This window comes from Mesorhizobium sp. YC-39 (assembly GCF_025753795.1).
Classification (GTDB): Bacteria; Pseudomonadota; Alphaproteobacteria; order Rhizobiales; family Rhizobiaceae; genus Mesorhizobium.
This window is the reverse complement of the sequence record NZ_JAOWPS010000002.1, coordinates 1224709-1245985: the sequence shown is the minus strand read 5'-3', so window position 1 is coordinate 1245985 and position 21277 is coordinate 1224709. Positions and strand designations below refer to the sequence as shown.

Genomic DNA, 21277 nt, shown 5'->3' with positions numbered 1-21277 from the left:
AACTTATGCGAAGGCGAATTCCATGGAAGCCCGGGAGTTCAGCCCGTTTTCCGTATGGTTCTCCCCAAAAAAAGTCCCCCCTTTTTCAGGACCGTAGTCTTTAGCCGGTCCTGCGCATGCGGGCGGCGAAGAAGCCGTCCAGACCTGAACGCTCCGCCGGACCGAGATCGAGATCGGCGGGCGTGGTGCGCAGCGTGCCTTGCGGCGTCAGGAACGGATCGATGTCGGCGACTTCGCCTGGGCGCAGCGGATCGTCGACGATATCAGCCGTCCCGGCGAGAAAGGCGCGGTAAAGCGCCTCGCCTTCGAGCGGGTCGAGCGAACAGTTGGAAAAGACGATGCGCCCACCTGGCCTGACCAGGGTCACAGTGCGGGCCAGCAGCCTTGCCTGCAGGGCGGCAAGCTTTTCGACGTCGGCCGGTGTCTTGGTCCAGGGCACGTCGGGATGCCGCCGCACCGTGCCGGTCGAGGAGCAGGGCGCGTCGAGCAGAACGGCATCGAACAATTCGTTCGGCTCATAGGCGAGCAGATCGGCTTGAACGATCTCGGCGGCGAGGCCGAGGCGCTCGAGATTCTGCGCCAGCCGGGCCAACCGGTTCTTCGATGTGTCGACGGCGGTGACATGCGCGCCGGCAAGAATGAGCTGGGCGGTCTTGCCGCCGGGCGCGGCGCAGAGATCGGCGACGCGAAGCCCCCTGACATCGCCGAACAGCCTGGCCGGAAGGCTGGCCGCCGCATCCTGCACCCACCAGGCGCCCTCAGCGAAGCCGGGCAGCTCAGTGACGGATGCGCTGAGTTTTTGGACGCGCACCGTGCCGGTCGACAGCACGATGCCGCCGAGTTTTTCCGCCCACAGCACTGGGTCGGACTTGACCGAGAAATCGACCGGCGCCTCGACGCGGTGGGCAGCGAGAATCTGTTTGGCCTTGTCGACGCCGTAGGTCGCCTTCAGCCGGTCGGAAAACCATTTTGGCGCTTCGTCAGTGGCGGCAAGGGCGGCAGGCAATTCTATTTCCTTGCCACGTGCCAGCGTGCGCAGCACTCCGTTGACCAGACCCGAGAAACGCACGGTGCGCGGATCGGATTTGGCGTGGGTGACAGCAAGGTCGACGGCGGCGCTGTCGGGAATGTCGAGGAACAGGATCTGCGCCGCCGCCACATGCAATATGTGCGACAGGGCGGTGGCGTTGGGCGGCAGCGGCTTTTCCAGGCGGCGCGTCAGCAGCCCCGCAATCGTCATGCGATAACGAAGTGCTGTGACCAGTATGGCACGCACCAGCGCCCGGTCGCGCAAGTCGAGCGCCTTGTATTGCGGGTGGCCGTTCTCATGGTCGGTCAGCCCGTCAAGCGGCGTTCTGGCATCGATTACGGCGGCCAGCAGGCGGGCCGCGGCCTTGCGGGCGGCAAGGCCTGCCACCTCTGAAGCCTGGCTTGGAAGCGGCTTCATTGTGTCGATGTTCGTTTGGCTAGTCTGAAGACGGCGCTGATGAAAGCGTCCTTGCTTCCTGCGGGGGAGGACAGCATCAAATATTCACTCTCTACCTTGCCGAGATAATCGGAGATTTGTCTTGCAGAGGCATCTTCCACGATGAGACGCATGACCTGCTGCAGGTAGGTATCATACTCGTCTTCAGGAAGCGGGTGAAACCCTAGCTGGCTGGATGTTGCTACGTTTTCCATCGGTATTCCGATGGGGTTCCAGAGCCTGGCACAAAGGATGCGCAGTTCCTTGAGTTGGATTGGCCTTTTCCCGTCAGTTGCCACGCTCACGACCACCGGCCCTTGGGTCCGGTCGGATTGCGTCCCCACGGATTGGTTTTCGGCTTGGCTGGCTCCGCCGGGTGCTTGGGTTGCGCGACCTGGTCCCACGGGCCTGACGGCTGCTGTTCGTCCGTCTGCCGCGGCGACGGGGCCTGGCGCGGGGAGACCTGGGTTTCGCTGCCGCGCATCTCGCGCGCCATCGCCTGCAAGGCGGCGATGCGGTTGTCGGTGTTCGGGTGGGTGGAAAACAGACTGTCCATGCGCTCGCCGGAAAGCGGGTTGACGATGAAGAGATGGGCCATGGCCGGGTTGCGCTCGGCATCCGGATTGGGGATGCGTTCGGCGCCGCGGGCGATCTTGTCAAGGGCCGAAGCAAGCCAGAGCGGGTTTCCGACAATTTCGGCGCCGCGCCGGTCGGCCTCGTATTCACGCGTGCGGCTCACCGCCATCTGCACGATCATGGCGGCGAAGGGGGCGACCAGCATGGCCACCAGCACGCCGACAAAGCCGAACGGATTGTTGTTGTCGCGGCTGCCGCCGAAGAAGAGGGCGAAATTGCCGAGCATCGAGATCGCGCCGGCAAGCGTTGCGACGATGGTCATGGTCAGCGTGTCGCGGTGCTGCACATGGGCGAGCTCGTGCGCCATCACAGCTGCCACTTCCTCATGCGAGAGCCGCTGGAGCAGGCCGGTCGAGGCGGCCACCGCGGCATTCTCAGGATTGCGGCCGGTGGCGAAGGCGTTGGGCTGCGGATTGTCGATCAGATAGGTCTTCGGCATCGGCAGGCCGGCCTCTTTGGCGAGCGCCTGCACGATGGCGTAATATTCGGGTGCATTCTTCTCGTCGACCTCGACGGCGCGGTTCATCGACAGCACCATCTTGTCGGCGTTCCAATAGCTGAACAGATTGGTGGCGGCGGCGATGAGCAGCGCGATCATCATGCCGCCCGAGCCGCCGATCAGAAAGCCGACACCCATGAACAGCGCGGTCATGGCGGCAAGAAGCATGGCGGTGCGAAGGGTGTTCATCATCTGCTCCGTTTCTGCCCGCGCTGCGGAAAAGGGGTCGATCGTTGTAGGCTCATCGCTATATGATGGGAAACAGCTGCCACTGTTTCAATCCGCCGGGATTATCGCATGATCGACGAAACCAGTAAAACAGATGCCGGCTCGACCGACGAGGCGCCACAAAAGACGCTGACGCCGGCCGCCAGGCGCGCGCTCGCCGAGGCGCAAGAACGGCGCGAAAATTATCGCGCGAAGGAAGCAGCGTTGCCGAAGGAGGTTGGTGGCCGGGGCGGCAAGGAACCTGGCCGCTATGGCGACTGGGAAGTGAAAGGCCTGACCAGCGACTTTTAGCCTAGGCATCGCCAGTCAGCGAAGCTCAGCAGGCCTCGACGGCACGCTCCGGCCTGAGAGCGATCCAGCCACTCTCGTCGACCGCGATGCTGACCGTGTCGTAACTGACGATCGCCGCATGTGGCGTTTCCAGCGCATGCTGATGCGTGGCGTTGATCACCATGACCGCAGCCCCGGCGGCCTCGGCTGCCGCAATGCCTGCCGGCGCATCCTCGAAAACAAGGCAATCGCGTGCATCGACACCGAGCTGTTCCGCGCCGAGCCGGAAGCAGTCAGGCGCTGGCTTGCCGAAGCTAACATCCTCCGCCGCGACGAGGACAGAGGGGACTGGAATGCCGGCAGCCTTCATGCGCAGCAGCGCCAACTCGCGCGGCGCCGAGGTGACGATCGCCCAGCGCTCGGGCGGCAATGACGCCAGAAACGCCACGGCGCCGGCGATCGGATGAATACCATCCAGATCGGCGGCCTCGGCTTTCAAAAGCGCATCGGCTTCGCGGACCGGATCGACACCTGGAAGCGCCAGCCGGCCGATGGTCTCGATCGCCCGCACGCCGTGGATCGTCGGCAGGAATTTCGCGACGTCGAGACCTTGCCGGTGCGCCCACTCGGTCCAGACCCTTTCTGCCGCGGCAATCGAATTGATCACCGTGCCATCCATATCGAACAGGAAGGCTGCGAATTTTCTGCCTGCGAACATCGGTTTCCTAGGAGCTGTTTCGGGAGGATCAAAGATTGTCGATCGACCGTAGCGTCGCGGCACCCGCATGGGAAGGTGCAACGCCACCTTTTCGACGACCGCCGGGAACCAGGGCGCTCCCTCTTGCGTTTGAACAAAACTGTTTTCCACGATGATTGAAGGGGGAACCGCGATGCTGATCCGGCTCGGCTACGAAATCGCCATCGACTGTGTTGCAGCCACGCCGGTGATTTCGCTGCTCGAGATACACAATGACCGCCAAGCCAATATCAAGCGGCAGACGCGCGTACTGACGTCACCTTCGGTGCCCACCACGGTCTACCATGACTTATATGGCAACACCTGCCGCCGGTTCACCGCGCCGGCCGGCGGTTTCCGCATTCTCTACGATGCGGTTGTCGAAGACAGCGGCGAGCCGGACGAGGTCAATACGCTGGCGAAGGAATTGCCGGTGGCGGAGTTGCCAGACGAGGTTCTCGGTTATCTGCTCGGCAGTCGCTATTGCGAGACCGATCACCTCAGCAATCTCGCATGGCAGCGCTTCGGCCATCTGCCCTCCGGTTGGGGGCGGGTGCAGGCGATCGTCGACTATGTCCACAACCGTCTGTCCTTCGGCTATGGCTATGCACGTTCGACCCGCACGGCGGCGCAAGCGCATGAGGAGCGGGTCGGCGTCTGCCGCGACTTCGCCCATCTGGCGATCACGCTTTGCCGCTGCATGAACATCCCCGCCCGCTACGTGAATGGCTATCTCGGCGACATCGGCGTGCCGATCGACCCGGCGCCAATGGATTTCTCGGCCTGGGTGGAAGTCTTCCTCGATGGCAAATGGTACACGTTCGATCCTCGCCACAATGTACCGAGGATCGGCCGTGTGGTCATCGCCCGCGGCCGCGACGCGACCGACGTGCCGCTGCTGCATAGTTTCGGCCCGCACCGGCTCAGCCTGTTCAAGGTCTGGACCTACGAGCAGGAACGCAATCTGTTCAATCCTCCTCATCACGGCATCAACAGGACCGTCGGCGCGCATATGCTGGCATAGGCGCGGGCGCGAATGGCGCCGTCGCGAAGGCGTCTCCCGAGCCGGGTGCACCTGATCCGCTTCGGCACAGCATCTCTGTGCCGGATAGGGACCGAATTTCTGGGCGGCGCGGCCGCGAGCGGATCATGGTAAGCGCTTCGTAAACGAAACGGCCACCGGGCCTTCTCGTTAACCGACTGTTTACCATGCCGTGTTTTGAAACCAAGCAAAAACAATGGCTTCGCAGTGAGTGGTTGGCTTTCCACTTCATGGTAAGGCCATCCGGCCGGAATCCTGCAATCCCGCCTTCACACGGCTACGAGGCTGTGACGATGGAGGCGAAAAGCATGCGGCATTTTGAGGGTCCTGTTCAGGCGATCGGCAGCTTCGGCAGGGATCGCAGCGGAAACTTCGCTGTTCTGTTCGGTGTTGTCGGGTCGGTTCTGGCGCTGGGCGCCGGCTTTGCCGTCAATGTGTCGCAGCTCTACAACGCCAGATCGAGCCTGCAAGGCGTGGTCGATGCGGCGGTGACCTCGACGGCGCGTGACCTGACCACCGGTGTCATCAAGGAGGCCGACGCCAACAAATCGGTGCAAGCCTTCCTCGACGCCAACAGCACGGCCGGCATCCTGCAGGCCGACCAGATCGTCCTCGACAAGCTGACGGTCGACAAGACCGCCAAGACGGTCCAGGCGGACGCCCATGTCGATGTCAGCCTTTATTTCCCGATCTTCGGCTCGGGAAATGCACGGCGCGTCACCGCTTCCACCAGCGCCCTCTATTCGGACAAGACGGTCGAGGTGGCGATGATGCTCGACATCACGGGGTCGATGAAAAAGAGCGGCACGAAAGACAAGATCGGCGATCTGAAAGCAGCGGCGAAAAACGCCGTCCAGACGATGCTTCAGAACCAGGATCCGAAAAACCCCCGCGTCCGCGTCGCGCTTATACCTTATGCTTCCGCCGTGAACGCCGGCAAGCTGGCGGAGAACGTTTATGCCGAGAAGCAGGGGAGCTCTGACCTGCCGCCCGTCGCCGGCAGCTCGCTGCTCGTCGCCAAGACGGGCAACAAGCTGCTGCCGTCCTTCAGCGACTACATCTCCATTGTTGGCGCGGCGATGCCTCGTTCGGATAATTGCGCCACGGAGCGCAAGAACAAAAACAGCGATCCGGATTTTAGCGCCGACGGCCCCGACACGGTTCGCACGGACGGGAACGGCAAGGAATATTATGCCCTGGTCAACCGGGATGATCATCTGGGTGGCGGACAAATGAACAAGTGCCCTGACGCGGCGGTGATCCCGCTGACCGCCGATTCCGGCGCCTTGCTTGATTCGATCGACGACTTTCGGGCAGATGGCTATACGGCCGGCGCGATCGCCATTCAGTGGACCTACTATATGCTGTCGCCGCAATGGCGCGCGGCGATCAAGGATGTCGGTCTCGGCAGCGGCCCTTCGGATACCAATGCAAAGAAGGTTGCCAAGGTCGCGATCCTGATGACCGATGGCCAGTTCAATACGGCCTTCGCCAGTGCGGGGGGCAGCTACAACAGCCAGGGCAATCTTGCGCGCGGCAACGCTGAAACGCTATGCGGCAACATGAAAAGCGACGGCATCGAGATTTTCACTATTGGGTTTGATCTGAACGACAAGGATATGTCGCCAACCGAGCGGGACCAGGCGAAGGCGGTGCTGATGGACTGTTCGTCGAAGGACGCCTCTGCCGCCAACAGACATTATTTCGAGGTGTCCACTGGAATAGAATTGGACGCCGCCTTCCAGGAAATCATCCGAAATACCGAAAAGGTTGCGCTCACCCACTAATCCTCAAACGGAAAAGGCCGCCGCTTCTTAACGAAGCCGGCGGCCTTCCGTGTTTCCGTCCATGGCGCGGTCTCTTGGCGGCGATGCTGTCGCATCGCCTGCCGCGCATCTCGCGCCTTAACGGGAAGACTGCTTCCCGAAAGTGCAATCCGCTGAGGCCACGTTCTGGAAAACGAAATCACTCGACATCGGATCACCTCCTTTCGATTTGTTGAACACACCCTCATGATGGTGTGCGCCGCAGCAAATGGCAAGGCGTCCTGTTGAAAAAGCCGCGTGTGATGTTTTTCGGCACCGGGGCGGGTTGCGGTCTACCGGCCAACCGGACAACATTGTCGCACTGGACTGCCGGCATCCGGCGCGTCGGGGAAGGAAATGGAAGCCAGCAACAAGGCAGCACGGATCGTTCGAACCGTCATCGAAACGCTGAAACCGGGTTTTGCGGTCAGACTGTGGACCGGCGAGCGGATCGGGCCCGCCACCGGCCCCGTGCTCACCATCAACGACCAGGATATTGTCTGGCAGGTGGTCCGCCGCCCCACTTTGTCGACACTGATCGAGATGTGGATTTCCAAGGCGATCGACGTCGAAGACGGATCGCTGTTCGACTTCTATGCCTTGCCTTCGCAAGGCAAGCTTCGCACGAAGCTCAAGGCATTGCCGAAGCTCGCGGTCCTGCGCGACCTGCCTGCCGTGCTGTTTTCGAGAAAACAGATGACGACGCGGACAGACCTTTCCGGCCGCAACCCTTTCGTCAGCGGCTCGAACAGGCAAGCGATCCAGCACCATTACGACATTTCGAACGCCTTCTACCGGCTCTTTCTCGACGAGCGCATGGTCTATAGCTGCGGCTACTTCACCGATTTCGCCAACGGCATCGATCAGGCTCAGAAGGACAAGCTCGACCATATCTGCCGCAAGCTCAGGCTGAAGCCTGGCGAGAGGCTGCTCGATATTGGCTGCGGCTGGGGAGCGATGCTGATCCATGCGGCGAAGAATTACGGCGTTACCGGCCACGGCGTCTCATTGTCGGAAGCCCAGACCGCGCTTGCGCGCGAGCGCATCCGCGCCGAGGGGCTGGAGGACCGCATCACCATCGAGATAAAATCCTATGCCGAACTGTCCGGCTCCTTCGACAAGATATCCTCGATCGGCATGTTCGAGCATCTCGGGCTCGCCAACCACGCCACCTATTTCAAGACCATCCATCGCCTGCTCAAGCCGGGTGGCATCTACCTGCACCATGCCATCACCCGGCGCGACAAGGGCAGCATCAAGAAAACCCTGCGCAAGGGACCGGAATACAAGGCGCTGCTCAAATACATCTTCCCCGGCGGCGAACTCGACACGATTGGCATGACGCTTGGCAATTTCGAAGCGCACGGCTTCCTCGTCTACGATGTCGAAAATCTGCGCGAGCACTACGCCCGCACCTGCCGGCTGTGGGCGGAGCGCCTGGAGGCGCGCTTCGACGAGGCGATTGCCGAGGTCGGCGAGGCCAAGGCGCGGCTCTGGCTGCTTTATCTCACCGGCTGCTCGATCACCTTCGAACGCGCCTCGGCGCAGATTTTCCAGACCGTCGTCACCAAGCGGGCGCGCGGCCCGAGCGGCCTGCCGCCGACGCGGGCGGATTTGTATCTGTAATTTACACGAAGCGCATCGGTGCGCCGATTTCGACGCGGGCAGGCCGATCGACCGTGCAGTAGACGCCCATATTGTGGGCGTTGTGACGAACCAGACTGCGCAGGATCGCCGGATCGTGGTCGAAGCCGTCCTGGGCGATGATGGTGAAGCCGCATCGCCGGCACGGTTCCGATATGGTCAACAGCAGGTCGCCAATCGCCAGCTTGCGCCCGATCCAATCCGTTTCCGGGAACGAGCCCTCGATCGCCGCCATGTCGACAACGATATTGGGGCGGAAGCGGCGCGGATCGGGCGATCCCTCAGGATGCAACGCCTTCAGGCGCGCCAGTGAAGCGGTGGTCAGGAGGTGGACGGGCGCCTTGCGATAGCGCTCCGCGGTCAGCGGGCCGGCGTAGTCCGGCGCAGCATTTTCCTGGCGAAACGGCCGGATCGAGGCGTCGAAACCGAGATAGGCGGAAACGACGCGGTCGCTTTCGGCGCCGGGTGCGGCCAGCCAATCGCCGCCGGGAACAGCGATCTCGAGTTCTCTGTCACCGGTCAGCCGGGTGCGGATCAGCGGCACTTTGTGCCATTTCGCCTCGCGATCGGGTCTCGCGATCTCGTTGTTCGAGGCATCGACAAGGCCGAACAGGCGGTCGCCATCGATGGTCTCTTTCCCGACAGCGATCACCTCCTGGCGTTCTCCGGCGAGCGAGCTCGCCGGATAACGCCAGAGTTCGCTGACAGTGCCGATCCCGGCCGGGGCCGACATCAAGCCTTCTTGTTCTGGCGATTGGCGACGAGATCGTCGACCACCGCCGGATCGGCCAGCGTCGAGGTGTCGCCAAGCGCGGCAAAATCGTCCTCGGCGATCTTGCGCAATATGCGCCGCATGATCTTGCCCGAGCGGGTCTTGGGCAGGCCCGGCGCGAACTGGATCTTGTCGGGCGTGGCGATGGCGCCGATCTCCTTGCGGACATGGGCGACCAGTTCCTTGCGCAACTCCTCGCTCGGCTTTTCGCCGGCCATCAGCGTGACGTAGCAATAGATGCCCTGGCCCTTGATGTCGTGCGGATAACCGACGACGGCGGCCTCCGAGACCTTGTCGTGGCTGACGAGTGCCGACTCGACCTCGGCGGTGCCCATGCGATGGCCCGAGACATTGATGACGTCATCGACGCGGCCGGTGATCCAGTAATAGCCGTCGGCGTCGCGGCGGCAGCCGTCGCCGGTGAAATATTTGCCTTTGTAGGTCGAGAAATAGGTCTGCACGAAACGCTCGTGATCGCCATAGACGGTGCGCATCTGGCCGGGCCACGAGTCGGTGATGCAAAGATTGCCGTCGGCCGCACCCTCCAGCACCTTGCCGTCGCCGTCGACCAGTTGCGGCCTGACGCCGAAAAAGGGCCGCGTCGCCGAGCCTGCCTTGAGGTCGGTGGCGCCGGGCAGCGGCGTGATCAGGATGCCGCCGGTTTCGGTCTGCCACCAGGTGTCGACGATCGGCACCTTGGCGTTGCCGACGACGTTGAAATACCACTCCCAGGCCTCCGGATTGATCGGCTCGCCGACCGTGCCCAGCACGCGCAGCGACTTGCGCGACGTCCTGGCGACATGGCCGTCACCGGCGCCCATCAACGCACGCAGCGCCGTCGGCGCGGTGTAGAAGATGTTGACCTTGTGTTTGTCGATGACCTCCCAGAAGCGGGACTGCGAGGGATAGTTCGGCACGCCTTCAAACATCAGCGTGGTGGCGCCGTTGGCGAGCGGGCCATAGAGGATGTAGCTGTGGCCGGTAACCCAGCCGACATCGGCGGTGCACCAGTAGATGTCGCCATCATGGTAGTCGAAGACATATTGGTGCGTCATCGAGACGTAGACGAGATAGCCGGCGGTGGTGTGCAGCACGCCCTTCGGCTTGCCGGTCGAACCCGACGTGTAGAGGATGAACAGCGGGTCCTCGGCCTTCATCTTCTCGGGCTTGCATTCGGCCTTAACCGTGGCGATCTCGTCGTGATACCAGACGTCGCGACCGGTGACCCAGCTGGTCTTGCCGCCGGTGCGGCGCACGACGACGACCTTCTCGACTTTCGTCCCGGCCTTGGCGGCAATCTCGATCGCCTTGTCGGTGTTTTCCTTCAGGGGAACATGTTTGCCGCCGCGCAGGCCTTCGTCGGCGGTGATGACGAAGGTCGATTTGCAGTCGTCGATGCGGCCGGCCAGCGCGTCCGGCGAGAAGCCGCCAAAGACAACCGAATGGATGGCGCCGATCCGCGTGCAGGCGAGCATCGCATAGGCGGCTTCCGGGATCATCGGCATGTAGATGGTGACGCGGTCGCCCTTCTTGACGCCGTGCTTCTTCAGCACATTGGCGAGGCGGCAGACATGCGCGTGGAGCTCGTTGTAGGTAATCTTCCGGTCGTCATAGGGGTTATCGCCTTCCCAAATGATGGCGGTCTGGTCGCCGCGCTTCTTCAGATGCCGGTCGATGCAGTTCCAGGAGACGTTGGTCTCGCCGTCCTCGAACCATTTGATCGAGACCTTGCCGTCGAAGGAGGTGTTCTTGACCTTGCTGAAAGGCTTGAACCAGTCGATGCGCTTGCCATGCTTGCCCCAGAACTTGTCCGGGTTCTTGACGCTGTCGGCGTACCATTTCTGGTAGGTGTCATTGTCGATCAGCGCGTTCTTCTTCCACGCCGGCCGGACGCGATGGACATGAACATCGGACATTTCTTCGCTTTCCTCCCAAACCATGCCGCCGGCTTGACGCGCCAGCGGGCTCGCGGCGCCACGGCCGCGAATTCGCGCGCATTATTAACAGTTCCGCCGTGACGGCAACATTAGACGTTGGATTTGCGCGGCGGGATGCCGCAGCCGTCTTTTCCAAGACTGTCAGCACTCGGGTGTGATCGCTGCTAACTACATGTTTTTGCGTAGTAAACTCGGTCTAGATCACGAAATATCAATAGACGATTAAGCAAATAGCGCGCACAATTTCGCATTGGGAGGAAAGGAGAATCAACCTGGGGGCTGCAATGCGTGACCATTCAGAAATGGACCTGATGCTTAGGGGTTATGGCCTGACCACGGCCAAGATTCTTTATCACTTCCCCGACCATCCGCATCTCTTACAGAGCTTCATCTGGCAGGACTACGACATCGCGCCGAAATTCCCGGTGCTGATAAGGTTCATCGAGTTCTGGAAGGCCAGGCTCGACGGCCCGCTGCACTCGGTGAGCTATACGCACCAGAAGCTGATCGCGCCGAACGAGTGGCGGAAGGTCGATGGCGAGTTCGTGCTGCATTAGGGCGCCGGCGCTGAAGTTTGACGGGCTCGCATGCCTTGGCGATTGGCGGAAACGTCCATCACTTCGTCATCCTGGGGCGTAGCAAGGAGCGAAGCGACGCGGCGCAGACCCCAGGATCCATGCCGTGACTTCAAAGCGCCGCTGCGGTGCCGAATTCTGCTCTGCCGCACTCTGCGGCCAAGGTGATGGCATGGATCCCAGGGTCTTCGCGACGGAGCTTCGCTCCTGCTTCGCCCTGGGATGACGAAGTTGGGAGACTTCGGCTAATCCCGAATGTTTATGATGGTCATTCGAAACGACCGATCGCGACGATCAAACCGCCGGTGGGTTGAGCCGGGCAAAGCCTTCCTGACGGTGGTAGGGAAAATAGGGATAGGGCGCAGTGACCTCGCTTGCCGCGTCGAGTTTCTTCATCTGCTCTGGCGCCAGCGACCAGCCAACGGCGCCGAGGTTCTGGCGAAGCTGCTCTTCGTTGCGCGCGCCGATGATGACGGAGGCGACGGTCGGGCGTTGCAAGAGCCAGTTGATGGCGATCTGCGGCACGGTCTTGCCGGTCTCCTCGGCGATGGCGTCGAGCGCCTCTACCACCTTGAACAGATGCTCGTCCTCGACCGGCGGGCCGAAACTCGCCGTGTCGTGTAGCCGGCTCTTCTCAGGCAAAGGCTGGCCGCGACGGATCTTGCCGGTCAGGCGTCCCCAGCCGAGCGGGCTCCAGACCAGTGCGCCGACGCCCTGGTCGAGGCCGAGCGGCATCAACTCCCATTCATAATCGCGCCCGACCAGCGAATAATAGACCTGATGGGCGACGTAGCGCGGATAGCCGTGTCTGTCGGCCAGGCTGAGCGATTTCATCACTTGCCAGCCGGAGAAATTGGAGACGCCGACATAACGCAGCTTGCCGGCGCGCACGAGGTCGTCCAGCGTCCCCAGCACCTCCTCAATTGGCGTTCCAGCGTCGAAAGCATGCAGTTGCAGCAGGTCGATATAGTCGGTGCCGAGACGCTTCAATGCGTCCTCCACGGCTCTGATCAGCCGCGAACGCGACGAGCCGTAGCCGGCCGGCCCGTCACCCATCGGCAGCGAGGTCTTGGTCGAGATCAGCACGGCGTCACGGCGGCCCTTGATGGCCTGGCCGAGCACCTCTTCCGAAGCGCCGTTCGAATAGACGTCGGCAGTGTCGAACAGGTTGACGCCGGCCTCGAGGCAGATGTCGACCAGCCGCCGCGCTTCCTGCGCATCGCTGTTGCCCCAGGCGCCAAACAGTGGCCCAGAGCCGCCGAAGGTTCCCGCGCCGAACGAGAGTGCAGGGACCTTCAGGCCCGAGGCGCCAAGACGTCGATAATCCATCGTTTTCTCCTGTGATGTCTAATGGGATTCGTCGGGGTTGCTACGAGCGGGCGGTTGCCGGTTCACCAAGCGTTTGGCGATCGAGACGCAGCGCCAGTGCCGCCACGGCCAGTGCTGAGAGCGGCAGTAGCGCGGCGACCCAAGAGACGGCGCCGAGGCCGGGGCCATGGGCGATGACCACGCCGCCAAGCCAGGCTCCGGCGGCATTGCCGAGATTGAAGGCGGCGATGTTGAAGGACGAGGCGAGGCTCTGGCCGGCGCCTTCGGCCTTTTCCAGCACCCACATCTGCAGCGGCGCCACTGTGGCGAAGGCGGCGGCGCCAAGCAGGCCAACATAGATGACGGCCATCGTCTGGCTGTGCAGGGCGAAGGTCATCGTGCCGAGCACCAGCGCCAGCACGACGAGGCTGCCGAGAACGGACGGCACCAGCCAGCGGTCGGCGAACTTGCCGCCCAGCAGATTGCCGGCGATGAGGCCGCCGCCGAAGACGAGCAGGATCGGCGATACGGCAGCTTCCGGAAAGCCGCCGATCTCGGTCAACAGAGGCGCGATGTAGGTGAAGACGGCGAACACGCCGGCATAGCCGAGCACGGTGGTGGCGAAGCCAAGCAGGACAGGCGCGCGGGCAAGCACGGCGAGATCGGCGCGCAGGTTGCTTTTCTCGGGAGCGACCTGGCTGCGTGGTACCAGCAGCAGGATGATTGCGAAGGCCGCCAGTCCAACCGCGGTTACCGCCCAGAAGGTCGCTCTCCAGCCGAAGGCCTGGCCAAGCCAGGTTCCGAAGGGAACGCCGAGGATGTTGGCGATGGTCAGGCCGGTGAACATCAGCGCGATCGCCGAGGCCTTCTTGTTGGGCGCAACCAGCCCGGTCGCGACGACCGAGCCGACGCCGAAGAAGGTGCCATGGGCAAAGGCGGTGATGACGCGGGCGCCCATCAGCGTCCAGTAGTCAGGCGCGAGTGCGCAGGCCAGATTGCCCAGCGTGAAGATCGCCATCAGCGCCAAAAGCACCGTCTTGCGTGGCCAGCTTCCGGTGGCGATCGTCAAAAGCGGCGCGCCGACGACAACACCCAGCGCATAGCCCGAAATCAACTGGCCGGCAGCCGAGATCGACACACCGAGATCTTTGCTGACATCGAGCAGCAGGCCCATGATGACGAATTCGGTGACGCCAATGCCGAAGGCGCCGGCGGCGAGGGCGTAGAGAGCAAGAGGCATGGCGATCGTCCTGTCGGTTGCGGAAGACGCTTGTCCCCGCGTCCCGATCCAGAAGATCGTGTCGCTGCCGTCTGTGAACCAGACTTGCCCAAGGCATATTTTCTGTGAAATAGATTCACGAATGGCGAGACCAGACATCAATCGTTCCGGCGAGATCGAAGTGTTCGTTCGTGTCGTCGAGGCCGGCAGCTTTTCAGCGGCAGCGCGGGCGCTGCGGATGACGCCATCGGCGGTGAGCAAGCTGATCGCACGGCTGGAGGCGCGGCTCGGCGCACGCCTCGTCAGCCGTTCGACACGCCGGTTGCAGCTCACCCCGGAGGGTATCGCTTTTCACGACAGCGGCGTGCGCATCCTCGCCGACCTGGATGCGGCCGAACGCGAAGCGGCGGCGGGCGCGGCACCGCGCGGACGGCTGAGGGTCAACAGCTATGTGCCGTTCGGCCAGCACCGGCTGATGCCGCTACTGCCGCGTTTCTTGGAACGCTATCCGGAGATTTCGGTCGAGGCGGTGCTGACCGACAGCGTCATCGACCTGATGGAGGAGCGCGCCGATGTCGCCATCCGCGCCGGGCCGCTGCGCGAGTCACGGCTGGTGGCGCGCAAGCTCGGTCAGAGCCGAATGGTGGTCGTCGCGGCACCCGCCTACCTTGAAGAGCGTGGCAAACCGCAAACGCCCGCCGATCTCATCCGTTACAATCTGCTTGCTTTCGGCTTCGTACGACATATCGACGGCCTGCCATTCGTGGACGCGAAAGGCGCGCCAACCATCGTCCCGATTGCGGGAAATACGACGGTCAGCGACGGAGAAGCGATGCGGCTGACGACGTTGGCAGGAGCGGGCATTGCGCGGCTGGCGCGCTGGCATGTCGAGCCCGATATCGCCGCCGGCCGGTTGGTGCCGCTGCTGGAAGAGTTCAACCCCGGCGATGAGGAGCCGACGCACGCGGTCTATGTCGGTCAAGGCAAGCACCTGCCGGCCAGGGTGCGAGCTTTTCTCGACTTCCTTGCTGAGGTCGTGCGGCTGGGCTGAGGTCGAAATCGGGAGCCGCCGGCTCCCGATTGTCAAGGCGAGGATGTCGCTACTTCTTCGCTGTGAATGGCGCCGGCCGGCGGCCCACCGTCTGCCGTTCCAGCATCCAGCCGGGATATTCAGCGGGCAGCGCGCTGACCTCATCGAGCCTGGCCAGATCGTCGGCATCGAGCTTCAGTTCGGTGGCTGCGAGGTTCTGTTCGAGCTGCTCCATGCGGCTGGCGCCGATGATGACGCTCATCACGAACGGCTTGGCCAAGACATAGCCGAGCGCAACCGTGGCGACGCTGACGCCGTGCTTTTTGGCGATGTCGCGCATGACGGCAACCGCCGCCCAGGCGCGGTCCTCGTTGACGGGCGGGAAGTTGAAGGAGGCGCGGCGGCCCTCGCCATTGCCAGGCGCGCCGGGGCCGTATTTGCCGGAGAGCAGGCCACCCGCCATCGGCGACCACACCATCAGCCCGAGCTTTTCCTCATTGAGCAGCGGCACGATCTCGCGCTCAAGATCGCGACCGGCGATCGAGTAGTAGGATTGCACCGTCTCAAAGCGGGCAAAGCCCTTGCGCTCAGCGATGCCCAGCGCCTTGGCGATGCGCCAGGCCTGCCAATTCGAAACGCCGACATAGCGGACCTTGCCGCTGGCAACGAGATCGTCGAGCGCCCGCAGCGTCTCGTCAATCGGCGTCACTGTATCGGTGCCGTGCAGCTGGTAGAGATCGATATGGTCGAGCTGCAGGCGCTCGAGGCTGGCGTCGACCGAATCCATGATGTGGCCGCGCGAGGAGCCGCGCTGGTTCGGCCCGTCGCCCATGGCGCCGTGCACCTTGGTGGCGATGACCACGTTCGACCTGACAACGCCGAGATCCCTGAGCGACTGGCCGAGCAGGCGCTCGGACTGACCAAACGAATACACGTCCGCCGTATCGAAGAAGTTGACACCGGCGGCGAGCGAGCGGGAGACGATCTCGTTGACGCCTTTCTGGTCGAGGCTGGCGATGAGGCCCCATTGGGCATTTTCGCCGGCGGCGCCGAAGGTCATGGTGCCGAGGCACAGTTCGGAGACGAACATCCCCGTATTTCCGAGTTGATTGTAGCGCATGATGCGGCTCCAGAGGATTTGGTGATGACGCTCTACCAAATAGGAACGGTACGTTTCGTTTCCAGTGGTGGCGCAATGAGCCTTCCGGATTGGCCCAAGGCCCGACTGTCTTATCTGGTGCCGAAGATCGCCGAGCCAACCCTGACGCTGGTGGCGCCGAAGGCGATCGCTGTCTCGTAGTCGCCCGACATGCCCATCGAGAGCTTTTCGAGCCCGGCTTCCTGCGCGAGCTTTTCCAGCAGCGCGAAATGCGGGCCGGGGTTTTCGTCGGCCGGGGGAATGCACATCAGCCCTTCGATGGTGAGGCCATGCACCGCGCGGCAGCGGGCGACGAAGGCGACGGCGTTGCGCGGCTCGATGCCGGCCTTTTGCGGCTCCGAGCCGGTGTTAACCTGGACGTAGAGTTTTGGCGACCGGCCCTGCTTCTCCATCTCCTTGGACAATTCCGCCGCGATCTTCTCGCGATCGACCGTCTCGATGACGTCGAACAGCGCGATCGCTTCCTTGGCCTTGTTCGATTGCAGCGGGCCAATCAGATGCAGCTCGATATCGGGGAAGGCCGCCTTCAGCGCCGGCCACTTGGCCTGCGCTTCCTGGACGCGGTTCTCGCCGAAGACGCGCTGGCCGGCTTCGATGACCGGACGGATGTCGGCGGCGTCAAAGGTTTTCGACACCGCGACCAGCGTGACGGCGCCGGCGTCACGTCCGGCTTCCTGCTCGGCGGCGGCGATCTTCGCCTTGACCGTGAAAAGCTGTTCGACGGAGCTCGCCATGCCTATATCCTGCCTGTCTTTATCGTTGCCGGCCGGCTCGCCGCAGTTGACGGGTCCGGCAATCCATGGTGAACACCGCGACGACATTTTCCTGGCCGCCGGCCATTGTCCGGCGGCTCGTGCCTGCTTTTAAGTGAAAAACATCCGATGGCAACCGAACGATACAATCCGCGCGCGTCAGAGCCCAAATGGCAGAAAGCCTGGGCTGAAAAGAAGCTGTTTGAAGCGCACAACGACGACCCGCGCCCGAAATACTACATGCTGGAGATGTTCCCCTATCCGTCGGGGCGCATCCATATCGGCCACGTGCGCAACTATACGATGGGCGACGTGGTGGCGCGCTACAAGCGGGCCAAGGGTTTCAACGTGCTGCACCCGATCGGCTGGGATGCGTTCGGCCTGCCGGCCGAAAACGCGGCGCGCGACAACAATGTCAATCCACGCGACTGGACCTACGCCAATATCAAAACGATGAAGGGCCAGTTGAAGTCGATGGGTCTGTCTTGGGACTGGGCCCGCGAGTTTGCCACCTGCGATGCGAGCTACTACAAGCACCAGCAGAAGATGTTCCTGGATTTCTGGAAGGCCGGGCTGGCCGAGCGCAAATCGGCGAAGGTCAACTGGGATCCGGTCGATATGACGGTGCTCGCCAACGAACAGGTCATCGACGGGCGCGGCTGGCGATCCGGGGCACTGGTTGAGCAGCGCGACCTGACGCAATGGTTCTTCAAGATTACCTCGATGGCGCAGGAATTGCTGGACAGCCTGTCGACGCTGGAGCGCTGGCCGGACAAGGTCAAGTTGATGCAGGCCAACTGGATCGGCCGCTCGGAAGGCCTGCTGATACGCTGGCCGCTGGCTGCCGCTACGGCGCCCGCTGGCGAGCGCGAGCTTGAGGTCTACACGACCCGGCCCGACACTATTTTCGGCGCCTCGTTCATGGCAATTGCGGCAGACCATCCGCTGACGAAAAGGGCTGCGGAAGACAATGCCGAGCTGGCCGCCTTCATCAAGGATATCAAGCGCGGCGGTACGGCGACTGCCGAGATCGAGACCGCCGAGAAGAAGGGATTTGATACTGGCATCCGAGTCGTTCATCCGTTTGACGAGAGCTGGACGCTGCCGGTTTATGTCGCGAATTTCGTGCTGATGGACTATGGCACGGGTGCCATCTTCGGCTGTCCGTCTGGCGATCAGCGCGATCTCGACTTCGCCAATAAATACGGGCTGCCGGTCATTCCGGTAGTGATGCCGCAAGGCGCCGACGCCAGGACCTTCCAGATCACTGAGGAGGCCTATACCGACGACGGCGTGATGATCAATTCGCGCTTCCTTGATGGTATGACGCCACAGGCCGCATTCGATGAGGTCGCGACCAGGCTGTCAGGCATCGCTATTGGCAATCGGCCGCAGGCTGAGCGCAAGGTGCAGTTCCGGCTGCGCGATTGGCTGGTCTCGCGCCAACGTTGCTGGGGCGCGCCAATCCCGGTGATCTATTGCGACGATTGCGGCGCCGTGCCCGTGCGCGCCGAGAATTTGCCGGTCGAGTTGCCGGATCACCTGTCCTTCGACAAGCCAGGCAATCCGCTAGACAATCATCCGACGTGGAAGCATGTCGACTGTCCGCAATGTGGCAAGCCCGCACGACGCGATACCGATACGATGGACACGTTTGTTGATTCATCTTGGTATTTCGCGCGCTTCACAGACCCGTGGAACGAGGCTGCGCCGACAACGATGGCCGTGGTCGATGGCAAGAACGGCTGGCTGCCGGTCAACCAATACATCGGCGGTGTCGAGCATGCGATCCTGCACCTGCTCTATTCGCGCTTCTTCACCCGCGCCATGAAGGCGACCGGCCATCTCAATGTGGTCGAAGAGCCGTTCGATGGCCTGTTTACCCAAGGCATGGTTGTGCACGAGACCTACCGTATCGGCAGCGGCGCCAACGGCCAGTATGTCACTCCGGCGGAGGTCAGGGTTGACATGATCGATGGGGAGCGAAAGGCGGCTTTGATCAGCGACGGTACGCCGGTAGAGATCGGCGCGATCGAGAAAATGTCGAAGTCGAAGAAGAATGTCGTCGATCCCGATGATATCCTGGCAAACTACGGTGCTGATACCGCTCGCTGGTTCGTACTGTCCGACTCGCCGCCCGACCGCGACGTGATCTGGACGGAAGCTGGCGTCGAGGGCGCACACCGCTTCGTGCAGCGCGTCTGGCGTCAGGTGTCGGAGGCAGCGCCCGCGCTGGCAGGGGTATCACCTGCACAAGGCGTTTCCGGTCCTGCGCTTGAACTGTCGCGTATGGCGCATCGTGCCGCCAAGCAGGTAGCGGAGGATATCGAGAGGATCGCTTTCAACAAAGGCATCGCGCGGCTCTATGAATTGGTCAATGCTATCCAGACGCTTGCGCCCGCCGGCGCCTTCACGGCTGGCAAAAGTGAGCCCAGCGGGTCCAATGTTTTGGGTGGCGGAAGTCTGAACCCGGAAAACGCTCCGGCATTGCGTCAGGCGCTGGAAATGCTGGTCATCATGATCGCGCCCATGATGCCGCATCTGGCTGACGAATGCTGGTCGACCTTGGGCGGGACAGGATTTGTCGCCGAACGGCCGTGGCCGGTCTATGACCCGGCGCTCGTCGTCGACAGCGAGATCGTGCTGCCGGTCCAGGTCAACGGCAAGAAACGCGGCGATTTGACAATTGCCCGCGACGCGGACCAAGGTGCGGTCGAAAAAGCGGTTTTGGCTCTCGACTTCGTGCAGAAAGCGCTCGAAGGTAAGGCACCGCGCAAGGTGATCATCGTGCCGCAGAGGATCGTCAATGTCGTTGCCTGATCCGGAAAAGACAGATGTGACGCGTTTGCTGCGCCGTGGGGCACTTTGCGGCCTGGTCGTCTCGGCTGCGCTGCTTTCGGCGTGCACGGTGCGCCCGCTCTATTCGAGCGCGCCGCTCACCGCCGGCTCGCAAGTCGGCGCCGCCGTCGAACTGGCGTCGATCTCGGTCAAGCCGGTCAACACACGCTACGCCCAGCAGGTCCGCAACAATCTGATCTTCGCGCTCGGCCAGGGTGGGGGCGAGCCGGCTTCGCCAGTCTATTCGCTCGATCTCGGCGTCACCGAACTCGTCGAATCCGCGGCCATCGTACAGATCCAGACCGACGAGGACGAACCGACGGCAGGCACGGTGACGCTGACCGCGAACTATGTGCTGACCGACGCCAAGACCGGAACGAGGATCGCCACCGGCAGGCGCTCGATCGCGTCGTCCTTCGACAGGCCGCGCCAGGAGTTCGCCTCCTACAGGGCGCAGATCGATGCCGAGAATCGCGCAGCGCGCGAGCTGGCCGATCTGCTGCGGCTGTCGATCGCCCAGGATCTGGTCAAGCACGGCAAGACCGCGGCGGCGGGTTAAACAGGACGGAGAAGGTCCGGTCATTCCCGGCACATAAAAAGGCCGGTTGCCCGGCCTTCTTACGAAAAAACAGTGTCTCGATCTCAGCCGATCGTCTGGCCGGTCTTGGCCCAGTCGGCCAGGAACTGCTCCAGGCCCTTGTCGGTCAGCGGGTGCTTGACCAAGGCCTTCAGCGTCGCCGGCGGCACGGTCGCGACATCGGCGCCGATCAGAGCAGCCTGCTTGACATGGTTCACGGTGCGCACCGAAGCCACGAGGATCTCGGTCTGGAAATCGTAATTGTCGTAGATCTGGCGGATCTCCTGGATTAGTTCCATGCCGTCGATGCCGATATCGTCGATGCGGCCGACGAAGGGCGAGATGAAGGAGGCGCCGGCCTTGGCCGCAAGCAGCGCCTGGTTGGCCGAGAAGCACAACGTGACGTTGACCATCCGGTTCATCTCGGTGCGGATCGTCCTGCAGGCCTTCAGCCCGTCCAGCGTCAGCGGCACCTTGATGCATATATTGTCGGCGATCTTGGCAAGAACCTTGGCCTGCTGCATCATTTCCTGATATTCGGTGGCGGTGACTTCAGCCGAGACCGGGCCCTTGACGATATCGCAGATCTGCCTGGTGACGTCGGCGATCTTGCCTCCGGATTTCAGGATCAGCGAAGGGTTGGTGGTGACACCGTCAAGCAGCCCCAGATCGTTCAGCTCGCGGATATCCTTGACGTCGGCTGTGTCGACAAAAAATTTCATGGCGGTCTCCTGAAGATTTTCACGTGCATGCCATGCACATTTGGGGTCGGCCTTTGCTCTAGA

19 protein-coding genes are annotated in these 21277 nt (G+C 62.6%); 8 read left to right on the top strand and 11 right to left on the bottom strand.

Going from position 1 to position 21277, the window contains the following annotated elements; all coding sequences use genetic code 11:
• Nucleotides 1-100: 100 nt before the first annotated feature.
• From OHD62_RS15530 to htpX, 3 genes are all read right to left on the bottom strand, one after another.
• Nucleotides 101-1447 carry an RsmB/NOP family class I SAM-dependent RNA methyltransferase gene (locus OHD62_RS15530; RefSeq protein ID WP_263783654.1) on the bottom strand — a complete coding sequence of 449 codons (1347 nt, stop codon included), beginning with the start codon at nt 1445-1447 and terminating at the stop codon, nt 101-103.
• Complete coding sequence (locus tag OHD62_RS15525; RefSeq protein ID WP_263783653.1) at nt 1444-1680, bottom strand: hypothetical protein; 237 nt, start codon at nt 1678-1680, stop codon at nt 1444-1446. Before OHD62_RS15525 ends, OHD62_RS15530 begins: the two co-directional genes overlap by 4 nt.
• Nucleotides 1681-1766: 86 nt before the next feature.
• Nucleotides 1767-2789: a zinc metalloprotease HtpX gene (htpX, locus tag OHD62_RS15520; RefSeq protein ID WP_263783652.1), complete on the bottom strand. Its 1023-nt coding sequence runs from the start codon at nt 2787-2789 to the stop codon at nt 1767-1769.
• A gap of 108 nt (nt 2790-2897) precedes the next feature.
• On the opposite strand from htpX, the gene OHD62_RS15515 reads away from it, so the two are divergent.
• Nucleotides 2898-3119: a DUF1674 domain-containing protein gene (locus tag OHD62_RS15515; protein ID WP_263783651.1), complete on the top strand. Its 222-nt coding sequence runs from the start codon at nt 2898-2900 to the stop codon at nt 3117-3119.
• Between the two features lie 25 nt (nt 3120-3144).
• Here OHD62_RS15515 and OHD62_RS15510 read toward each other — a convergent pair whose 3' ends face one another.
• A complete protein-coding gene (locus tag OHD62_RS15510) occupies nt 3145-3816 on the bottom strand; it encodes an HAD-IA family hydrolase (RefSeq protein WP_263783650.1) in 672 nt (223 codons plus the stop codon).
• A 172-nt stretch (nt 3817-3988) separates the two neighbouring features.
• On the opposite strand from OHD62_RS15510, the gene OHD62_RS15505 reads away from it, so the two are divergent.
• The 3 genes from OHD62_RS15505 to OHD62_RS15495 all read left to right on the top strand — a co-directional run bounded on the left by OHD62_RS15505 (nt 3989) and on the right by OHD62_RS15495 (nt 8307).
• Entirely contained in the window at nt 3989-4858 is an 870-nt protein-coding gene (locus tag OHD62_RS15505; RefSeq protein WP_263783649.1) for a transglutaminase-like domain-containing protein, read from the top strand.
• A 326-nt stretch (nt 4859-5184) separates the two neighbouring features.
• A complete protein-coding gene (locus OHD62_RS15500; protein WP_263783648.1) occupies nt 5185-6663 on the top strand; it encodes a TadE/TadG family type IV pilus assembly protein in 1479 nt (492 codons plus the stop codon).
• A 375-nt stretch (nt 6664-7038) separates the two neighbouring features.
• Nucleotides 7039-8307 carry an SAM-dependent methyltransferase gene (locus OHD62_RS15495; protein WP_263783647.1) on the top strand — a complete coding sequence of 423 codons (1269 nt, stop codon included), beginning with the start codon at nt 7039-7041 and terminating at the stop codon, nt 8305-8307.
• 1 nt (nt 8308) lies between these two features.
• Here OHD62_RS15495 and OHD62_RS15490 read toward each other — a convergent pair whose 3' ends face one another.
• Entirely contained in the window at nt 8309-9058 is a 750-nt protein-coding gene (locus OHD62_RS15490; protein WP_263783646.1) for an MOSC domain-containing protein, read from the bottom strand.
• Nucleotides 9058-11013 (bottom strand): acetate--CoA ligase, encoded by a 1956-nt coding sequence (acs, locus tag OHD62_RS15485; protein WP_263783645.1) that lies wholly within the window; start codon nt 11011-11013, stop codon nt 9058-9060. The genes OHD62_RS15490 and acs overlap by 1 nt, the downstream gene beginning before the upstream one ends.
• 305 nt (nt 11014-11318) lie before the next feature.
• On the opposite strand from acs, the gene OHD62_RS15480 reads away from it, so the two are divergent.
• Nucleotides 11319-11591, top strand: coding sequence for an usg protein (locus tag OHD62_RS15480; protein ID WP_263783644.1), 273 nt, complete (start codon nt 11319-11321; stop codon nt 11589-11591).
• 312 nt (nt 11592-11903) lie between these two features.
• Here OHD62_RS15480 and OHD62_RS15475 read toward each other — a convergent pair whose 3' ends face one another.
• Together OHD62_RS15475 and OHD62_RS15470 are read right to left on the bottom strand one after the other, a co-directional pair.
• Nucleotides 11904-12938 carry an aldo/keto reductase gene (locus OHD62_RS15475; RefSeq protein WP_263783643.1) on the bottom strand — a complete coding sequence of 345 codons (1035 nt, stop codon included), beginning with the start codon at nt 12936-12938 and terminating at the stop codon, nt 11904-11906.
• Nucleotides 12939-12978: 40 nt separating this feature from the next.
• Nucleotides 12979-14157 (bottom strand): MFS transporter, encoded by a 1179-nt coding sequence (locus OHD62_RS15470; RefSeq protein WP_263783642.1) that lies wholly within the window; start codon nt 14155-14157, stop codon nt 12979-12981.
• Nucleotides 14158-14278: 121 nt separating this feature from the next.
• Between OHD62_RS15470 and OHD62_RS15465 the strand changes: the two genes are divergently transcribed.
• Nucleotides 14279-15187: a LysR family transcriptional regulator gene (locus tag OHD62_RS15465; RefSeq protein ID WP_263783641.1), complete on the top strand. Its 909-nt coding sequence runs from the start codon at nt 14279-14281 to the stop codon at nt 15185-15187.
• A gap of 49 nt (nt 15188-15236) precedes the next feature.
• Here the strand turns inward: OHD62_RS15465 and OHD62_RS15460 are convergent, their stop codons facing one another.
• Nucleotides 15237-16286 (bottom strand): aldo/keto reductase, encoded by a 1050-nt coding sequence (locus tag OHD62_RS15460; RefSeq protein ID WP_263783640.1) that lies wholly within the window; start codon nt 16284-16286, stop codon nt 15237-15239.
• A 110-nt stretch (nt 16287-16396) separates the two neighbouring features.
• The gene (locus tag OHD62_RS15455; RefSeq protein ID WP_263783639.1) at nt 16397-17059 is read right to left on the bottom strand and encodes a YggS family pyridoxal phosphate-dependent enzyme; all 663 of its coding nucleotides are present in this window, start codon (nt 17057-17059) and stop codon (nt 16397-16399) included.
• A 147-nt stretch (nt 17060-17206) separates the two neighbouring features.
• Between OHD62_RS15455 and leuS the strand changes: the two genes are divergently transcribed.
• On the top strand, nt 17207-19897 hold the full coding sequence (gene leuS, locus OHD62_RS15450) for a leucine--tRNA ligase (RefSeq protein ID WP_263783638.1): 2691 nt from the start codon (nt 17207-17209) through the stop codon (nt 19895-19897).
• A complete protein-coding gene (gene lptE / locus OHD62_RS15445; protein WP_263783637.1) occupies nt 19884-20474 on the top strand; it encodes an LPS assembly lipoprotein LptE in 591 nt (196 codons plus the stop codon). Before leuS ends, lptE begins: the two co-directional genes overlap by 14 nt.
• Nucleotides 20475-20557: 83 nt before the next feature.
• Here lptE and fsa read toward each other — a convergent pair whose 3' ends face one another.
• Complete coding sequence (gene fsa / locus OHD62_RS15440; RefSeq protein WP_263783636.1) at nt 20558-21214, bottom strand: fructose-6-phosphate aldolase; 657 nt, start codon at nt 21212-21214, stop codon at nt 20558-20560.
• Nucleotides 21215-21277: the final 63 nt, after the last annotated feature.

Coding starts and splice junctions, on each gene's coding strand:
- OHD62_RS15530 (WP_263783654.1), bottom strand. CDS start 1,447: ATGAAGCCGCTTCCAAGCCAGGCTTCAGAGGTGGCAGGCCTTGCCGCC.
- OHD62_RS15525 (WP_263783653.1), bottom strand. CDS start 1,680: ATGGAAAACGTAGCAACATCCAGCCAGCTAGGGTTTCACCCGCTTCCT.
- htpX (WP_263783652.1), bottom strand. CDS start 2,789: ATGAACACCCTTCGCACCGCCATGCTTCTTGCCGCCATGACCGCGCTG.
- OHD62_RS15515 (WP_263783651.1), top strand. CDS start 2,898: ATGATCGACGAAACCAGTAAAACAGATGCCGGCTCGACCGACGAGGCG.
- OHD62_RS15510 (WP_263783650.1), bottom strand. CDS start 3,816: ATGTTCGCAGGCAGAAAATTCGCAGCCTTCCTGTTCGATATGGATGGC.
- OHD62_RS15505 (WP_263783649.1), top strand. CDS start 3,989: ATGCTGATCCGGCTCGGCTACGAAATCGCCATCGACTGTGTTGCAGCC.
- OHD62_RS15500 (WP_263783648.1), top strand. CDS start 5,185: ATGCGGCATTTTGAGGGTCCTGTTCAGGCGATCGGCAGCTTCGGCAGG.
- OHD62_RS15495 (WP_263783647.1), top strand. CDS start 7,039: ATGGAAGCCAGCAACAAGGCAGCACGGATCGTTCGAACCGTCATCGAA.
- OHD62_RS15490 (WP_263783646.1), bottom strand. CDS start 9,058: ATGTCGGCCCCGGCCGGGATCGGCACTGTCAGCGAACTCTGGCGTTAT.
- acs (WP_263783645.1), bottom strand. CDS start 11,013: ATGTCCGATGTTCATGTCCATCGCGTCCGGCCGGCGTGGAAGAAGAAC.
- OHD62_RS15480 (WP_263783644.1), top strand. CDS start 11,319: ATGCGTGACCATTCAGAAATGGACCTGATGCTTAGGGGTTATGGCCTG.
- OHD62_RS15475 (WP_263783643.1), bottom strand. CDS start 12,938: ATGGATTATCGACGTCTTGGCGCCTCGGGCCTGAAGGTCCCTGCACTC.
- OHD62_RS15470 (WP_263783642.1), bottom strand. CDS start 14,157: ATGCCTCTTGCTCTCTACGCCCTCGCCGCCGGCGCCTTCGGCATTGGC.
- OHD62_RS15465 (WP_263783641.1), top strand. CDS start 14,279: ATGGCGAGACCAGACATCAATCGTTCCGGCGAGATCGAAGTGTTCGTT.
- OHD62_RS15460 (WP_263783640.1), bottom strand. CDS start 16,286: ATGCGCTACAATCAACTCGGAAATACGGGGATGTTCGTCTCCGAACTG.
- OHD62_RS15455 (WP_263783639.1), bottom strand. CDS start 17,059: ATGGCGAGCTCCGTCGAACAGCTTTTCACGGTCAAGGCGAAGATCGCC.
- leuS (WP_263783638.1), top strand. CDS start 17,207: ATGGCAACCGAACGATACAATCCGCGCGCGTCAGAGCCCAAATGGCAG.
- lptE (WP_263783637.1), top strand. CDS start 19,884: ATGTCGTTGCCTGATCCGGAAAAGACAGATGTGACGCGTTTGCTGCGC.
- fsa (WP_263783636.1), bottom strand. CDS start 21,214: ATGAAATTTTTTGTCGACACAGCCGACGTCAAGGATATCCGCGAGCTG.